At 62.1% G+C, this 16,147-nt stretch carries 13 protein-coding genes; 10 read left to right on the forward strand and 3 right to left on the reverse strand.

The window, feature by feature from the left end:
* Positions 1-78 precede the first annotated feature (78 nt).
* Positions 79-840, forward strand: a complete 762-nt coding sequence (locus HJD22_RS14875; protein WP_208656606.1) for a DUF3750 domain-containing protein — start codon at positions 79-81, stop codon at positions 838-840.
* A 259-nt stretch (positions 841-1,099) separates the two neighbouring features.
* On the opposite strand, the gene HJD22_RS14880 is transcribed toward HJD22_RS14875, so the two are convergent.
* A complete protein-coding gene (locus HJD22_RS14880) occupies positions 1,100-2,074 on the reverse strand; it encodes an alpha/beta fold hydrolase (protein WP_208654465.1) in 975 nt (324 codons plus the stop codon).
* An 89-nt stretch (positions 2,075-2,163) separates the two neighbouring features.
* On the opposite strand from HJD22_RS14880, the gene HJD22_RS14885 reads away from it, so the two are divergent.
* The 5 genes from HJD22_RS14885 (at position 2,164) to HJD22_RS14905 (ending at position 10,422) form a co-directional block, all read left to right on the forward strand.
* On the forward strand, positions 2,164-4,176 hold the full coding sequence (locus HJD22_RS14885; protein WP_208654466.1) for an NADPH-dependent 2,4-dienoyl-CoA reductase: 2,013 nt from the start codon (positions 2,164-2,166) through the stop codon (positions 4,174-4,176).
* Between the two features lie 129 nt (positions 4,177-4,305).
* Positions 4,306-5,355: a low specificity L-threonine aldolase gene (locus HJD22_RS14890; protein ID WP_208654467.1), complete on the forward strand. Its 1,050-nt coding sequence runs from the start codon at positions 4,306-4,308 to the stop codon at positions 5,353-5,355.
* Positions 5,356-5,611: 256 nt separating this feature from the next.
* Positions 5,612-7,534 (forward strand): PrkA family serine protein kinase, encoded by a 1,923-nt coding sequence (locus HJD22_RS14895; protein WP_208654468.1) that lies wholly within the window; start codon positions 5,612-5,614, stop codon positions 7,532-7,534.
* Between the two features lie 23 nt (positions 7,535-7,557).
* Positions 7,558-8,838, forward strand: coding sequence for a YeaH/YhbH family protein (locus HJD22_RS14900; RefSeq protein WP_208654469.1), 1,281 nt, complete (start codon positions 7,558-7,560; stop codon positions 8,836-8,838).
* 24 nt (positions 8,839-8,862) lie between these two features.
* Positions 8,863-10,422 carry a SpoVR family protein gene (locus HJD22_RS14905; protein WP_208654470.1) on the forward strand — a complete coding sequence of 520 codons (1,560 nt, stop codon included), beginning with the start codon at positions 8,863-8,865 and terminating at the stop codon, positions 10,420-10,422.
* Positions 10,423-10,501: 79 nt separating this feature from the next.
* Here HJD22_RS14905 and HJD22_RS14910 read toward each other — a convergent pair whose 3' ends face one another.
* The gene (locus HJD22_RS14910; protein WP_208654471.1) at positions 10,502-10,816 is read right to left on the reverse strand and encodes a high-potential iron-sulfur protein; all 315 of its coding nucleotides are present in this window, start codon (positions 10,814-10,816) and stop codon (positions 10,502-10,504) included.
* 389 nt (positions 10,817-11,205) lie between these two features.
* On the opposite strand from HJD22_RS14910, the gene HJD22_RS14915 reads away from it, so the two are divergent.
* On the forward strand, positions 11,206-11,622 hold the full coding sequence (locus tag HJD22_RS14915) for a CopD family protein (protein WP_208654472.1): 417 nt from the start codon (positions 11,206-11,208) through the stop codon (positions 11,620-11,622).
* A gap of 58 nt (positions 11,623-11,680) precedes the next feature.
* On the opposite strand, the gene HJD22_RS14920 is transcribed toward HJD22_RS14915, so the two are convergent.
* Complete coding sequence (locus HJD22_RS14920) at positions 11,681-12,142, reverse strand: DUF2231 domain-containing protein (protein ID WP_208654473.1); 462 nt, start codon at positions 12,140-12,142, stop codon at positions 11,681-11,683.
* Between HJD22_RS14920 and coxB the strand changes: the two genes are divergently transcribed.
* The 3 genes from coxB to HJD22_RS14935 are packed head-to-tail and all read left to right on the forward strand — an operon-like array spanning position 12,134 to position 16,124.
* The gene (gene coxB, locus HJD22_RS14925) at positions 12,134-13,252 is read left to right on the forward strand and encodes a cytochrome c oxidase subunit II (RefSeq protein ID WP_340163046.1); all 1,119 of its coding nucleotides are present in this window, start codon (positions 12,134-12,136) and stop codon (positions 13,250-13,252) included. The two genes, HJD22_RS14920 and coxB, sit on opposite strands and share 9 nt — an antisense overlap.
* Positions 13,249-15,777 carry a cytochrome c oxidase subunit I gene (gene ctaD / locus HJD22_RS14930; protein WP_208654475.1) on the forward strand — a complete coding sequence of 843 codons (2,529 nt, stop codon included), beginning with the start codon at positions 13,249-13,251 and terminating at the stop codon, positions 15,775-15,777. The genes coxB and ctaD overlap by 4 nt, the downstream gene beginning before the upstream one ends.
* Positions 15,777-16,124: a hypothetical protein gene (locus tag HJD22_RS14935; RefSeq protein WP_208654476.1), complete on the forward strand. Its 348-nt coding sequence runs from the start codon at positions 15,777-15,779 to the stop codon at positions 16,122-16,124. The genes ctaD and HJD22_RS14935 overlap by 1 nt, the downstream gene beginning before the upstream one ends.
* The last annotated feature ends 23 nt before the right edge of the window (positions 16,125-16,147 follow it).

The raw sequence follows: 16,147 nt of genomic DNA on the forward strand, positions 1-16,147 counted from the left end.
GGGGCAGTAATCAAGCCCTCTCGTCGATGTGGGCCGAAACGGCAATCACTTTTCTCACTCTTGAAGGAGTCATGCTGGATGAGACACCCCTTGCGCTGGCTGGGAGGGGCGCTGCTGATGCTGTCGCTACTTCTGGCCGGCCCCTTCTGGCTGTTGGCCACCGAACAGGTTGCCCTGGATCGTCACTGGTCGAGCGCCGATCGCAGCTCGGCGGGATTGGCCCCCGAGGCCCACCGCGACGCGCCGGCGGTGGTGCAGGTCTACGCCGCCCGCGCCTTCCACTGGCGAGGCGCCTTTGCCGTGCATACCTGGATCGCCACCAAGGCGGCGGGGGAGAGCGACTATCGACTGCACCACGTATTGAGCTGGCGTCGTCCGACGGTGGTGTCGGGGATCGATAATCCCGACCGGGCGTGGTTCGGCAACCCGCCCGAGCTGTTGGCGGACTATCGGGGCGAGGCGGCCGAGCGGCTGATTCCGCTGATCGAAGCCGCCGTGGGCGACTATCCCGATCCCGATCAGTATCGCGCCTGGCCGGGACCCAACAGCAACTCCTTCGTGGCATGGATCATCCGTGAAGTGCCGGGGCTCGAGGTCACCCTGCCAGTCACCGCCATCGGCAAGGATTATCTGTTCGATGGTGTGATGGCCACCGCACCGAGTGGCACGGGGTACCAGCTGGCGATGGGTGGGCTGTTCGGCATCACCCTCGCCAGGGAGGAGGGTCTTGAGATCACCCTGCTAGGGCTGAGCCTGGGAATCGACTTCCTGAGGCCTGCGCTGAAGCTGCCAGGCATTGGCCGTATCGGTATGCCGGCCCCGATCAAGGGGGAGAGGTAAAAGCACAAAAAAGCCGACACTGGATGAGTATCGGCTTTCTCTAAATTGGTGGCGGGGACCGCTGAAGTTGAAACAAGAGCGAACCGATGACCTGCGGGTTATGAGCCTGACTTCGTTGGTTAGAATGCCGGCCTGTCACGCCGGAGGTCGCGGGTTCGAGTCCCGTCCGGTCCGCCACTATCGATGCAGCATTGCATTTCAGTTTTAGCGTATTGCGATATCAAACCCCGACATGTATCGGGGTTTTGTCGTTTGTCCCTTAGCGTTGCGTTCCCTCTTCCGCCTGCGGCTTGTTACGCTGCGACTCCTCCATCCACGCCTCGACCAGGGGAAAGACTTCCGCCATGGCTTGTGGGTGGGTCAGCATGTCCAGATGGCCATAGTCGCGAGAAAAGCCCTGCTGGCGTCCCAGCAGTACGAGGCGTTGCTCATGCGGGCCGCACTCTGCGGCAAAGCGTGCCACGTCATCCGGATGGCCAAGTGCGCGATCGTTCTGGCCCGCCAAATGCAGTGTGGGCGGCAATCCACCTTCGGCCAGGGCGGTGGTGTATTCGAAACCGTCACGGGCATCGACCCAAGGCCTGGGACGCACCCAATTGACCCCCTGGCGATGGCTGCCGGCATACTCGTCGTCGCTGCCCCAGCGTAGCGCCCGTGCTGGCAGGTAGCCACACACCCCACGCGCAATCGGTGCCACTCCCTTCCAGATCAGATCGACGTAGAGCAACCGCTGCAGCGTCCAACTGCACACGCTGCGCTTGGTGCCGAAGAAGCTCTGCGAGGTGACGAGATCGCGCAATTCGGTAAAGCGGGCCAGGCTCGAGGCGGTCAGCACGCCCCCCCAAGAGTGTGTGACCAGATGCAGCCAGGGGCTTCCCGAAAGCGCCAGGCAGGCACGAATGGCGGCGGGAATCTCGTCGACGATGACGTCGGTCTGGTCGAGTGCGATGCCGCGTGCCGGTGTTGGCGGGGCCTCGCCGCGCCCCCGCTGATTGGCTACGAAGACCTCATAGCCACGTGATGCCAGCCAGGGGGCGAGCCCCTTTCCGGAGCGGCTATGGAAGATACGCCCGGACTCGATTGCGCCGTGCCAGCACAGCACGCTGCCGCGGCTGGTTCCGGCAGGGCGAAAGCGCGTCAGATGCACGGCGCCGTAAGGCAATGCCACGTGATGCAGCTCGGGTTGCGGGTTGCGTGGGTGCGGCATGTCATCTGGGGAGGGGCTTGCGGCCATGGTCGGGATTGTCTCCTAGTGTCGCTTGGCTACACTCTAGTGCAAACTATCATACGTGTGTTTGAATTTTTGCTGAAACGAGGCCTGCCGTGACCGACTACCCGAATCTGTTCCGCCCCCTGGAGCTTGGCACCATCACGCTTCCCAATCGGGTACTGATGGGCTCCATGCACACCAATCTGGAAGAGACGCCCAACGGCTTTGCCCGCCTCGCTGCTTTCTATGCCGAGCGCGCCAGGGCGGGGGTGGGGTTGATCGTCACGGGGGGCATAGCACCCAATCCCGCCGGAGCGGTTTTCCAGGGAGCGGCCAAGCTGACCACGGAGGAGGAGGCCTTGGAGCACCGCCACGTGACGAGTGCCGTGCATGAGGCGGGCGGCAGGATCTGCCTGCAGATCCTGCATGCCGGACGCTACGCCTACTCCCCCGAGCTCGTCGCGCCTTCGGCGATTCAGGCGCCGATCAATCCCTTCGAGCCGCGGGCGCTGAGCACTCGCGAGGTCGAGGAGCAGGTCGAGGATTACGTGCGTTGTGCCCGGCTCGCCCACGATGCGGGGTATGACGGTGTCGAAGTGATGGGTTCGGAAGGCTACCTGATCAACCAGTTCATCGTCACGCGCACCAATGCCCGAGATGACGTGTGGGGTGGGACGTTCGAGAACCGCATTCGCTTTCCGGTGGAGATCGTCAGGCGCATTCGCGAAGCGCTGGGTCCCGACTTTCTGTTGATCTTCCGCCTCTCGATGATCGACCTGGTCGAGGAGGGCAGTAGCTGGGAGGAGGTAGTGGCGCTTGGTCGTGCCATCGAGCACGCCGGCGCCAGCCTGATCAATACCGGCATCGGCTGGCACGAGGCACGGGTGCCGACCATCGTCACCAGCGTGCCGCGGGCGGTCTTTACCGAGGTCACCCGGCGCATGAAGGCGGAGCTGTCGATCCCGCTGATCACCACCAATCGCATCAACATGCCCGAGGTGGCGGAGCGGGTGCTCGCCGATGGCCATGCCGACATGGTATCGATGGCGCGCCCCTTCCTGGCTGATCCGGAGTGGGTGCTGAAGGCTGCCGAGGGGCGCAGTCAGGAGATCAATACCTGCATCGCCTGCAACCAGGCGTGCCTGGATCACACCTTCCAGGGCAAGCTCACCAGTTGTCTGGTCAATCCGCGTGCTTGCCACGAAACCGAGCTCGATCTGACACCCGCCGAGGCGCCGCGCGACATCGCCGTGGTGGGCGGTGGCCCGGCGGGGCTTGCCACGGCAGTGGCGGCGGCTAGCCGCGGCCACCGGGTGGAGCTGTTCGAGCGCAGCGCTGAGCTGGGGGGACAGTTCAACTATGCGCGCAAGATTCCCGGCAAGGAGGAGTTCGACGAGACGCTGCGTTACTACAAGGTGATGCTCGGCAAGCTTGGCGTGCGCGTGCGACTCAATAGCGCGGCGGACGTTCATGTGCTCAAGGCGTTCGACGAGGTGGTGCTGGCCACGGGTGTACAGCCCCGCGAACTCGATCTGCCGGGTATCGATCACCCGCGAGTGATGGACTACCCCGCTGCGATCACCCATCCCGAGCGCGTCGGCCCGCGTGTCGCCCTGATCGGCGCCGGCGGGATCGGTTTCGATGTCGCCGAACTCTTGACCCATGTCGACCACCCCAGCTTCGGCCCCCAGGCCTGGTGCGACGAGTGGGGGGTGGACCTCCAGATGGAGAGTCGTGGTGGCCTGAAGGCGCCCCGACGACCACGGACGCCACGCCAGGTCTATCTGCTGCAGCGCAAGGCCTCCAAACCCGGCAAGGGGCTTGGCAAGACGACGGGCTGGGTGCATCGGGCATCGCTCAAGCATCGCGATGTCGAGACCCTGGCCGGCTGCGAGTATGTAAAGATCGACGATGCCGGCCTGCATGTCCGGGTCAATGGTGAGCCGCGCCTGCTCGAGGTCGATAGCATCGTGATCTGCGCCGGTCAGGAGTCGGTGCGCGATCTGCTCGAGCCGCTACGCGCCAGCGGCGTCTCGGTGCATGTCATCGGTGGCGCCTTCGAGGCGGCAGAGCTCGATGCCAAGCGTGCCATCGATCAAGGCATGCGCCTGGCCGCCAGCCTGTAAACGACTGGCACTGGGGCACTATCTCGGTGGTAGACTGACATGGCCTGTGATCCAGGCCATTTTTTCAGGTTCGCGATGGCACCCTGTCACGGACCGGAGATGACTGACACCGATAATAAGGAATATTTCATGCGACTCGAGTGCTCCCCCCGTTTCCTGGCCAGCGACAATACGTCCGGTATCTGTCCCGAAGCCATGGAGTATCTTGTCGAAGCCAATCGCTGCGACGATCTCGCCTACGGCAACGATATCTGGACCGACCGGGCCGCCGAGCGCTTTCGCGAACTGTTCGAGCACGATTGTGAAGTATTCTTTGTGTTCAACGGTACCGCAGCCAACTCGCTGACCCTGGCGGCCATGGGCCGCAGCTACCATAGCGTCATCTGTCATGAGCTGGCGCATATCGAAACCGACGAGTGCGGCGGTCCGGAATTCTTCTCCAATGGGGCCAAGCTGCTGACTAGCCCCGGGGACAACGGCAAGCTGACAGCGCAGGGAGTCGAGGCACTGGTGATCCGGCGCAGCGACATTCACTACCCCAAGCCGCGGGTGGTATCGCTGACCCAGGCCACCGAGGTGGGTACCGTCTATTCACGCAACGAGCTGCTGGCGATTCGCAGCGTGGCCGACAAGCATGATCTGCACCTGCACATGGATGGTGCGCGTTTCGCCAATGCCTGTGCCAGCCTCGACGTCTCGCCTGCCGAACTGACCTGGAAGGCGGGAGTCGATGCGCTGTGCTTCTCGGGCACCAAGAACGGCCTGGCAATGGGCGAGGCGATCCTGTTCTTCAATCGTGAGCTGGCCGAGGATTTCGCCTGGCGCTGCAAGCAGGCGGGGCAGCTCGCCTCCAAGATGCGGTTTATTGCCGCACCCTGGCTCGGACTATTGGAGAGCGGGGCTTGGCTGCGCAATGCCCAGCACGCCAATGCCATGGCCCGTTACCTGGCTGAGGGGCTGGCGAAGCTGCCGGGCATCGTGCCGATGTTCCCGACCCAGGCCAACAGCGTATTCGTCAATTTGCCGGCGCCGGTTGTCGAACGGCTGCGTGAGTGGGGCTGGACGTTCTATACCTTCATTGGCGCCGGCGGTGTGCGCTTCGTCTGTGCCTGGAACACCTCCGAGGAGCTGCTCGACACGCTGCTGAGCGATATTCGTCGGGCGCTCGAGTCGGCCTGACGATTTCCCTTCATCGACATGGCAAGGCAGCGCAACGCTGCCTTGCGTTCAAACTTCCTCCTGCCATTCAACGAACCCGGCCTGCGAATTGCGCTCTTATGGAGACAGGAGCATCGTGGGTGAATGAGCGTTGAAATCAAAAAAGCGTCTCGTTCGAACGCCAGCATCTAATTCTGACTACTCTGATAGTCATGCCACCTCATGCCGTGTGTTGCCCGGATAGCGGTAGAGGCTCTGTGCTTTAAGGAGGCTTTAGATGAGTATTTTCGATCACGTCCAGAATCGCTACGAACGCGTCCAGCAGGAGGAAATGAGCCTGCAGGAGTACCTTGAGTTGTGCCGTAGCGAACCTACGGCTTATGCCACTGCTGCCGAGCGAATGCTGGTCGCCATCGGCGAGCCGGAGGTGATCGATACCGCCAGAGACTCCCGACTGTCTCGCATCTTCTCCAACAAGGTGATCCGTCGCTACCCCGCTTTTGCCGAGTTCCACGGCATGGAGGAGGCCATCGAGCAGATCGTCGCCTACTTCCGTCATGCCGCGCAGGGGCTCGAGGAGAAGAAGCAGATTCTCTATCTGCTGGGCCCGGTGGGCGGCGGCAAGTCGTCGCTGGCCGAGCGTCTCAAGCTGCTGATGGAGCGCGTGCCGTTCTATGCCGTCAAGGGCTCGCCAGTGTTCGAATCACCGCTTGGGCTGTTCTCACCGGAGGAAGATGGCGAGCTGCTTGAGAAGGAGTTCGGCATTCCCAGGCGCTACCTCAAGAGCGTGATGTCGCCCTGGGCCTCCAAGCGGCTCAAGGAGTATGGTGGCGACATCTCGCGGTTCAAGGTGGTGCGCCTCTACCCGTCGCGGCTCAATCAGATCGCCATCTCCAAGACCGAGCCAGGCGACGAGAACAACCAGGACATCTCGTCGTTGGTCGGCAAGGTCGACATTCGCCAGCTCGAGCTCTACTCCCAGGACGACCCTGATGCCTACAGCTTCTCGGGGGGGCTTTGTAAGTCCAACCAGGGACTGATGGAGTTCGTCGAGATGTTCAAGGCACCGATCAAGGTGCTGCACCCCCTGCTGACCGCCACCCAGGAGGGAAACTACAACCCCACCGAAGGGATGGGGGCGATTCCCTTCGACGGCGTGGTGCTTGCCCACTCCAACGAGAGCGAGTGGCAGGCGTTTCGCAACAATCGCAACAACGAGGCCTTCCTCGATCGCGTCTATATCGTCAAGGTGCCCTACTGTCTGCGGGCCAGCGAGGAGGTCAAGATCTATCAGAAGCTCCTCGAGCACTCCTCGCTCTCCCAGGCGCCCTGCGCCCCGGACACGCTGCGCATGCTGGCACAGTTCTCGGTACTCTCGAGGCTCAAGGAGCCGGAGAACTCCAGCATCTACTCCAAGATGCGCATCTACGACGGCGAGAATCTCAAAGATACCGACCCCAAGGCCAAGTCGATCCAGGAGTATCGCGACAGCGCCGGGGTCGACGAGGGGATGGATGGTCTCTCGACGCGCTTCGCCTTCAAGATCCTCTCCAAGGTATTCAACTTCGATACCCACGAGATCGCCGCCAACCCGGTGCATCTGCTGTATGTGCTCGAACAGCGTCTGGAGCAGGAGCAGTTGCCGAAGGAGGCGCACGAGCGCTACCTGCGCTACATCAAGGAGTACCTGGCACCGCGCTACGTCGACTTCATCGGCAAGGAGATCCAGACCGCCTATCTTGAGTCCTATTCCGAGTATGGCCAGAACATCTTCGACCGCTACGTCACCTACGCCGACTTCTGGATCCAGGATCAGGAGTATCGCGATCCCGAGACCGGCGAGCTGTTCAATCGACAGTCGCTCAACGACGAGCTCGAGAAGATCGAGAAGCCGGCGGGCATCTCCAATCCCAAGGATTTCCGTCACGAGGTGGTCAACTTTGTGCTGCGGGCGCGAGCCCAGAACAATGGCATGAACCCCAGCTGGCAATCCTACGAGAAGCTGCGCGGCGTGATTGAGAAGAAGATGTTCGCCAACACCGAGGAGCTGCTGCCGGTGATCTCGTTCAATGCCAAGGCCTCGGTGGCGGACCAGCGCAAGCACGAGGATTTCGTGGCGCGCATGGTCGATCGCGGCTACACCGAGAAACAGGTGCGCCTGCTCTCCGAGTGGTACCTGCGGGTTCGCAAGTCGCAATGATGGCGTGATGCCGGGAGGTCAGCATGACCTATTTCATCGATCGTCGCGCCAATGCCAAGCACAAGAGCGCGGTCAACCGACAGCGCTTCCTCGACCGCTACCGCACGCATATCAAGCGGTCAGTGGAGGAGGCGGTCAATAGCCGCTCGATCACCGACATGGAGCGCGGCGAGAAGGTCTCGATTCCCACCCGCGACATCTCCGAGCCGGTGTTCCAGCATGGCCAGGGCGGCAACCGGACCATCGTCAATCCGGGCAATCGGGAGTTCGTCGAGGGTGATCGCCTGCGTCGCCCCGGTGGCGGTGGGGGGGGAGGTGGCGGTGATGGCAACGCCTCGAACCAGGGCGAGGGGATGGACGAGTTCGCCTTCAGCCTGAGCCGCGAAGAGTTCCTCGAATTCGTCTTCGACGGGCTTGAGCTCCCTCACCTGCAGCGCAAGCAGCTGGTGGATCTCGAGGAGGTACGCCCGGTGCGTGCGGGGATTTCCCGGGATGGCGTGCCGTCGCGAATCAATATCGTGCGTTCGATGCGTGAGGCCCAGGCCCGGCGCATCGCCATGCGTGCACCGATTCGACGAGCCCTGCGCGAGGCCCAGGAGGCGCTAGAGGTGGAAGAGCGCAAGGACTCGGTGCTTCGCAATCCGTCGCGCATCGCCGAACTCAAGGCCGAGGTCGAACGTCTCGAGAAGCGTCTCGAGTCGGTGCCGTTCATCGACACCTACGACCTTCGCTACAACAATGTGGTCAATCAGCCCCAGCCCTCCAACAAGGCGGTGATGTTCTGCATCATGGATGTTTCCGGTTCCATGACCCAGTCGCACAAGGACATCGCCAAACGCTTCTTCCTGCTCCTCTATCTTTTTCTCGAACGCAACTACGAGAAGGTCGAGCTGGTCTTCGTGCGCCACCATACCGCAGCCAAGGAGGTCGACGAGGAGGAGTTCTTCTACTCCCGGGAGACCGGCGGCACCATCGTCTCCAGCGCTCTGACGCTGGTCGACGAGATCATTGCCGACCGCTATCCGCCAGGGCAGTGGAATCTCTATGTGGCGCAGGCGAGCGATGGCGACAACTGGGACGACGACTCCACGACCTGCCGGGAGCTATTGCTCAAGTCACTGATGCCCCGCCTGCAGTACTACACCTATGTCGAGATCACGCCGCACGCACACCAGGCCCTGTGGGAGGAGTACCAGACGGTGGCTGCCGAGTTCCCCTCTCGCTTCGCCATGCGCCAGATCGTCGAGGCGGGCGATATCTATCCGGTTTTCCGCGAGCTGTTCCGGCGCCGTGCCAAGGCATGACGCCGCTGTGCAGGAGGAGAGAGCATGACGACACGACGCCAACCGGTTGCGACGGGGTCCGACTGGAACTTCGAGATACTCAACGAGTTCGAGCGCGAGATCGCGCGGCTGGCGGATGAGTATCGGCTCGACATCTATTCCAACCAGATCGAGGTGATCACCTCCGAGCAGATGATGGACGCCTACGCAAGTGTAGGCATGCCGGTGGGCTACCACCACTGGTCCTTCGGCAAGCAGTTTCTATCCGTGGAGCAGGCGTACCGGCGAGGTCAGATGGGTCTGGCCTACGAGCTGGTGATCAACTCCGACCCCTGCATCGCCTACCTGATGGAGGAGAATACCCTGATGATGCAGGTGTTGGTCATGGCACATGCCTGCTACGGCCACAACTCTTTTTTCAAGGGCAATTACCTCTTTCAGACCTGGACCGATGCCAGCTCGATCGTCGACTACCTTGTCTTTGCCCGTAAGTACGTGGCGGAGTGCGAGGAGCGGCATGGCGTGACGGCGGTGGAGCAGTTGCTGGATGCCTGCCATGCGCTGCAGAACTACGGCGTGGATCGCTACAAGCGACCCTCGCCGATCTCCGCGGAGGAGGAGGCGCACCGCCAGGCCGAGCGAGAGGTCTATCTGCAGTCCCAGGTCAATACCCTGTGGCGCACCATTCCCACTCCGGCCGGTAGCGAGGCGGGGCTCGATGTCGTCGACGAAGAGGATCCGCTGGGCCTGCATCGCAATGGCCGCTATCCCGCCGAACCCCAGGAGAACCTGCTCTACTTCATCGAGAAGAATGCCCCGCTACTGGCGCCCTGGCAGCGCGAGATCGTGCGCATCGTGCGTAAGATGGCGCAGTACTTCTATCCCCAGCGCCAGACCCAGGTAATGAACGAAGGCTGGGCGACGTTCTGGCACTACACGTTGATGAACCGCATGTACGACGAGGGGGTGGTGGACGAGGGACTGATGCTTGAGTTCTTGCAGTCGCATACGGCGGTGGTCAACCAGCCGGGCTTCGACAGTCCCTACTACAGCGGTATCAACCCCTACGCCCTGGGGTTCGCCATGTTCAGCGACATCAAGCGTATCTGCGAGGCGCCTACCGCTGAGGATCGCGAATGGTTTCCCGAGATCGCCGGCAGCGACTGGCTCAAGACGCTGCACTTCGCCATGCGCAACTTCAAGGATGAATCCTTCATACAGCAGTTCCTGTCGCCCAAGGTGATCCGCGATCTCAAGCTGTTCAGCGTGGTGGACGACGACGAGGATGAGATGCTGATGATTGGCGCCATTCATGACGATCGCGGCTACCATCGTATCCGCGAGGCGCTATCGGTGCAGTATGCCCTGTCGGTACGCGAGCCCAACATTCAGGTCTATGCTGCCGATATTCGTGGAGACCGTTCGCTGACGCTGCGCCACGTCCAGGATCGCCGCCGGCCATTGGCCAAGAGCGTCTATCCGGTGATGCGCCATCTGCACCAACTCTGGGGCTTCCCCGTCAAGCTCGAGTCGGTCGAGGAGGAGGAGATCGTTAGGCGCTATCAGTGGCCCCTGGCCGAGGATGCGACCCACGGTATTGAATGATACTGAGGTGTTGCCGAAAAACGCCGCTTACAGACAGCGGCGTTTCGGTGCTTGCGATCACTGCAACGCTGCGTGCCTGTCAGCCTTGGGCGACCCATGACTGGCACCAGCCATCCGGCTCGACGCTGTTCTGTGGGAATAGCTGGCAGCCTTCGTTGGCCTCCTGGAAGAACATGCAGTTGTCGCATGTTTCTCCCTCTTCGTAAGCGGGATGATCGCTCGCTTCGCTGGCCTCTTCCACATAGTTGAGCGCCTGGGCTTCGGGAGCCTCAGGGTCCAAGCGTGGCAGGGTTTCGGCAAACGCGTTCTTGGACATGATGCCGGCGCCTAGCGGCAGAGCGGCAAGGCCCAGCAAGCTGTTGCGCATGAAAATACGACGACTCTGATTAGCCATGGTTATTCCTCATTTGTTGTGGACTGCGCTGCCGGCCAAGGCAGCGATTCCGTCACGGTGGTATTGGGCGTTAACCGCCTCTTTTCATTGGTATCCTAGCGTATGGGGCTAGTCCATGCCATCGAACCGACTGGTTTCTTGGCGCACTTGGGGTATAACATTCGAACGATCCCTACGCGCTTAAAGCCGTGGCCCGACGTTCATGCTAGTGCATGATTCGTCCTCGGCGCGAGTATCAATGGACGATACGCGCCGAATGCGTCGTGATGGAGTCCCACCCGCCGTCCCTGCCCGGGAACGTTACCGCCCAAAGCACGTAAGAGGTTGGTGACGGGGCTAGGCTGGGTTAGGGTAGATGCTGATTTCGTGATGAGAGCAAGGATGCCGACATGCCATGGATCAAGATTTTGCATATCGCCACGCTGCTGTTCTGGTGTGGTGCCTTGCTATACCTACCGGCGCTGTTGCTATCCAGCGCAAGATCCTATGAGCCCTCGTCATTCAACGCCGAGGCGCCGCCGATCCCCCGCTTTCTGTTCACCAATATTGCTACGCCAGCCGCTCTTCTGGCGATCTTTTCGGGTACCTTGCTCTTCCTGGTCTATCGGATCACGGGAGGGTGGCTGGTCGTCAAGCTGGGGGCGGTAATGGGTATGGTTATGTGCCATGCCCTGTGTGGCTTCCTGCTGGTACGCCTGGAGCAGGGAAAGCCACGCGGCGTACGCATGGCGAGCTGGCTGGTGGCGTCATTCTCATCACTCATGATGCTGGCGGTATTGGTGCTGGTCTTGAGTGAGCCGTTTTGATTGAGCTTGGGACAAGGAGAACAGGATGCAGGATGCATTGCGGTGCGAGCGGCCCGGCCTAGTCGTCGAGCTCCACTCCCACGGCATGGTCGTAGACGAGCGTGCCGCCGAGAATGCCGGCCAGGGCGACCATCGCCGCCGTGAGCAGGGTCAGCGTCACGCCCCAAGGCAGAAGGTCGCTGGGCTCATGGTAGCGCCACAGCCAGTTGAGCGACGCCAGCGACAGCATCATGACGGCCATGATGGCGTGGCACCAGCCAATGACCAGACGGCGTATGTCTTTCACCGTGGCCAGATCGATGATCCCGAGCAGGCTGGCTACCCAGCCGCCGAGCGCGCCGACACCCGTCAGCCAAAGGCCGGCTCGGGCCCAGAAGAAATCCCCGGTGATCAGGTAGCCGAGATCGGTCAGGACCACCAGCAGCAGGGCGGCGATCGGAAAGTGAACGACGGTCGGATGAAGCGGGTGGCCGGCAATGGCGGCGCGGCTCTTGATCGAACGGGGCTGGGGTTGGGCCATGGTCGCGTCCTCTGCGAATGGTTGATCGACTTCCTGACTAGCATTCAACGCGCCGGATGCGTTGCGGTCAACCATCGAGGTGGTGTCGGGCGTCTCGCCCTGGTAAGCCTTGCGGTATCGATATTGGCCGGTTGCAGTGGCGAGTATTCGATTCTCGATCCCGCCGGTCCGGCGGCTCGCGACCAGTTCTGGGTATGGTGGGCGATGTTCGCGGTCAGCATGGTCGTCTCCGTCGTCATCTTTGCGCTGTGGATATTCACCTTTCTCAAGAAGTCGCACCCGCAGCGCACGCCCCGCGAGGAGCGCCGCATCGCCTTGCGCTGGATACTGGGCGGTGGCGTGGCGCTGCCGCTGGTGAGCATCATCGCACTGCTTACCTTCGGTGTGCCCACCGGCAAGCGGATGCTGCCGCTACCCTTGCCGGATGGTGAGACGGCGGAAGTGATCGAAGTGATTGGCCATCAGTGGTGGTGGGAGATTCGCTATCCCGGTGCCGAGGGCGAGACGGTGGTCACCGCCAACCATCTTGTCATGCCGGCGGGGGAACCGGTCGATTTCCATCTCACCAGCAACGATGTGATTCATGCCTTTTGGATTCCGCGCCTGGGCGGCAAAATCGACATGGTGCCGGCACGCGACAACTATATCCGCCTGGAGGCGGACTACCCGGGTATCTTCTCGGGGCAGTGCGCGGAATTCTGCGGTGCCCAGCACACCACTATGCAACTATTCGTCGAAGCGATGGAGCGCGACGAGTACGAGGCCTGGCTGGCTGCTCGGCAATCCCCTCCACAGCAGCAGGAGAGGCATGATGAAGCGCGCGAGGCATTCGTCGAGCACTGTGCGGGATGCCATCGGGTCGCAGGTCTGCCCCATGACATCCAGGCCAGCGGTCCCGTCTACCGCGGCATCGAGGGCCCCGATCTGAGCGACATCGGCTCGCGGGCGACGCTGGGTGCCGGCCGCCTGGCCATGGAGGAGGGGGCCATCGCCTACTGGCTCGAGCATCACCAGCTGCTCAAGCCAGGCAATCGCATGCCCGCGCACAATCATATTGATACCGAAACACTGCAGAGCATCGGTAGCTGGCTGGAGACCTTGACCCCATGAGCGACACCGCGAACGCATCCGACGCGCAGGATCCGCAACGTCTCCACGAAGGCTTGAACGAGGTCTGGGACAATCCGCGCGGCCTGAGGGCGCTAACGATCGTCAACCACAGTACCGTGGGCATGCGGTTCATGGTCACCGGCTTCGTGTATTTCCTGATCGGCGGTGTGCTGGCGATGCTGATCCGTGCACAGCTGGCCTTCCCCGACCAGGACTTCATGTCGCATGAGACCTACAACCAGGTCTTCACCATGCATGGCACGGTGATGATGTTCCTGTTTGCGATCCCGATTCTCGAAGGCTTGGCGATCTACATGATCCCCAAGATGATCGGGGCGCGCGACCTGGTCTGCCCCAGGCTGACAGCATTCGGCTACTGGTGCTATCTGCTCGGCGGGATCATCTTGACCTCGAGCTTGATACTCGAGATGGCACCGGCCAGTGGCTGGTTCATGTACACCCCGCTCTCCAGTGGCGAGTACTCTCCCGGGCTGGGCTCCGATTTCTGGCTGCTGGGTATCACCTTCGTCGAGATCTCGGCGCTGTCAGCTGGGGTCGAGCTGGTGGTGTCGATCCTGCGTACCCGGGCCAACGGCATGGCGCTGCACAAGATGCCGCTGTTCGCCTGGTACATTCTGGCCATGGCGCTGATGATCGTGGTCGGTTTTCCGCCGCTGATTCTCGGCAGTATCCTGCTCGAGCTCGAGCGGGCCGTCGGCATGCCCTTCTTCGAGGTCTCGGGCGGGGGGGATCCGATTCTCTGGGCGCATCTGTTTTGGCTGTTCGGCCACCCCGAGGTCTATATCATCTTTCTGCCCGGTGCGGGTATCGTCTCGACCCTGATTCCGGTCTTCGCCCGCCGCCCCATCGTCGGCTACGGCTGGGCAGTCGCTGCCGTCATCATCATGGGGTTCGTCAGCTTCGGGCTCTGGGTGCACCACATGTTCACGGTGGGCATCCCGCAGCTGGCGCTAGCCTTCTTCTCGGCCGCCAGCATGCTGGTAGCGATACCGACAGGGATTCAGCTCTTCGTCTGGCTGAGCACCTTGTGGCTTGGGCGGCCGGTGATGAAGTTGCCGATGCTATGGATTATGGGGTTTCTGGTGATCTTCGTGCTGGGCGGTCTCACCGGGGTGATGTTGGCACTGGTGCCCTTCGACTGGCAGGTGCATGACACCCACTTCGTGGTGGCGCACATGCACTATGTGCTGGTGGGCGGCATGCTGTTCCCACTGCTGGGTGGCTTCTACTACTGGTTGCCGCTGTTCTCCGGTCGCATGCCCTCCGAGCGTATCGGCAAGTGGGGCTTCTGGCTGATTTTCATCGGCTTCAATGTCACCTTCCTGATGATGCACCTGACCGGCCTGCTTGGCATGCGTCGACGCGTCTATACCTATGAAGCCGGAGTCGGCTGGGATCTGCTGAACCTGATCTCCTCGGTGGGAGGCTTCATGATGGCAGGGGGGGTCGCGCTCCTGCTGGTCGATCTCGCCCTGCACTTCCGTTTCGGTAAGAAGGCGCCGGACAACCCTTGGGGTGCCGATACGCTGGAGTGGTCCGTCTCCAAGCCGCCCAATCTCTATAACTTCGCCAGCCTGCCGCGTGTCGAAACCCGGCACCCGCTGTGGGAGCAAGCGGAGCTGATGCATACCATCCCCGAGGGACGCCACGATCTTGCCACCTACAGGCACGGACGGCGTGAAACCCTCGGCTGCGAACCGTTGACCGGCAAGGTGCGCGAGATCATTCACCTGCCGGGCAACTCCTGGCTGCCGCTGCTGGCCTCCTTGGCGCTTGCGGTGGTCTGTGTCAGCCTGCTGACGCGGGTATACTGGCTGGCCGGCATCGCCACGCTGGTGGCGATAGCCTTCTTGCTGCGCTGGTCTTGGGTGAATGGCGCTCATCCCAAGATCGCACCGGACGACTGGACTCGGCCGGGTGACCCGCCGCTGCACTCCCGGACCATGCAGGGACCCGGCACCTGGTGCATGTCGATCGCGCTGCTAGCCAATGGCTCCATCTTCATGTCGCTGCTGTTTGGCTGGTTCTACCTGTGGACGGTCGCGCCCGAGTGGCGCATGCCGGAAACGTCACCGCTTTCAATGCCGATGTTGGCGCTCGCTGGGGTGGCGGCAACCGCCGGCTCGCTATGGCTCGAGAAGCTCGTGCGCGGCCTGCGCCGGCGCGACGATAGTGGGCTTGCGATGGGCATGTTCGGTACTACCCTGCTTGGGGGCGTACAACTGGCGTTGCTGGGTGGCGTCATCTGGCAGGCGGGGCTGACACCTACCGCGACGGCGCACGACGCGGTGCTGCTGGTCGCGCTGCTCTACGTGATCATCCACGCCTCGCTGGGCACCGTGCTGACCCTGCTGCAGGGGCTGCGGGTGGGCTACGGCTACGTCAGTGCTCAGGTGCCCTATGAGCCAGCCATCGTGGCCATCCTGTGGCGCTACAATGCCGTCGTCTACTGGGTCCTCTTCATCTCCATTTCCGTCATGCCAACGCTCTGGGGAGGTGCCTGATGAAAGGGTTGCTGACACTGACGCATCCGCTGCACCTCGTCGTGGGTCTGACGATCTGGAGTATCTGGTTCGTCACCATTTATGGTGGCCTGTCGGTGGCCTGTTCGGTGGCGCCGCCTGCCCCAGAGCAGGATGCGATGACCTACATCAACGTCTCGGTGGGCGTGCTGACACTGCTGACGATGGCGCTGTTGAGCTGGCTGACCTGGGCAAGCTATCGGGCCGGGCAGCGCGTCATGGGGCGCGAGCGATTCATGGCGACCGTCTCCTCGGGGATCTATCTGTTCACGACCTTTGCCACACTGTTCACGGCGGCGCCAATCATCGGCCTGCCGCCCTGCCTGTGAGGGTAGGGTGAAGTGGTGGCGTT

It is taken from the genome of Halomonas sp. TA22, assembly GCF_013009075.1.
In the GTDB taxonomy this organism is placed as follows: domain Bacteria; phylum Pseudomonadota; class Gammaproteobacteria; order Pseudomonadales; family Halomonadaceae; genus TA22.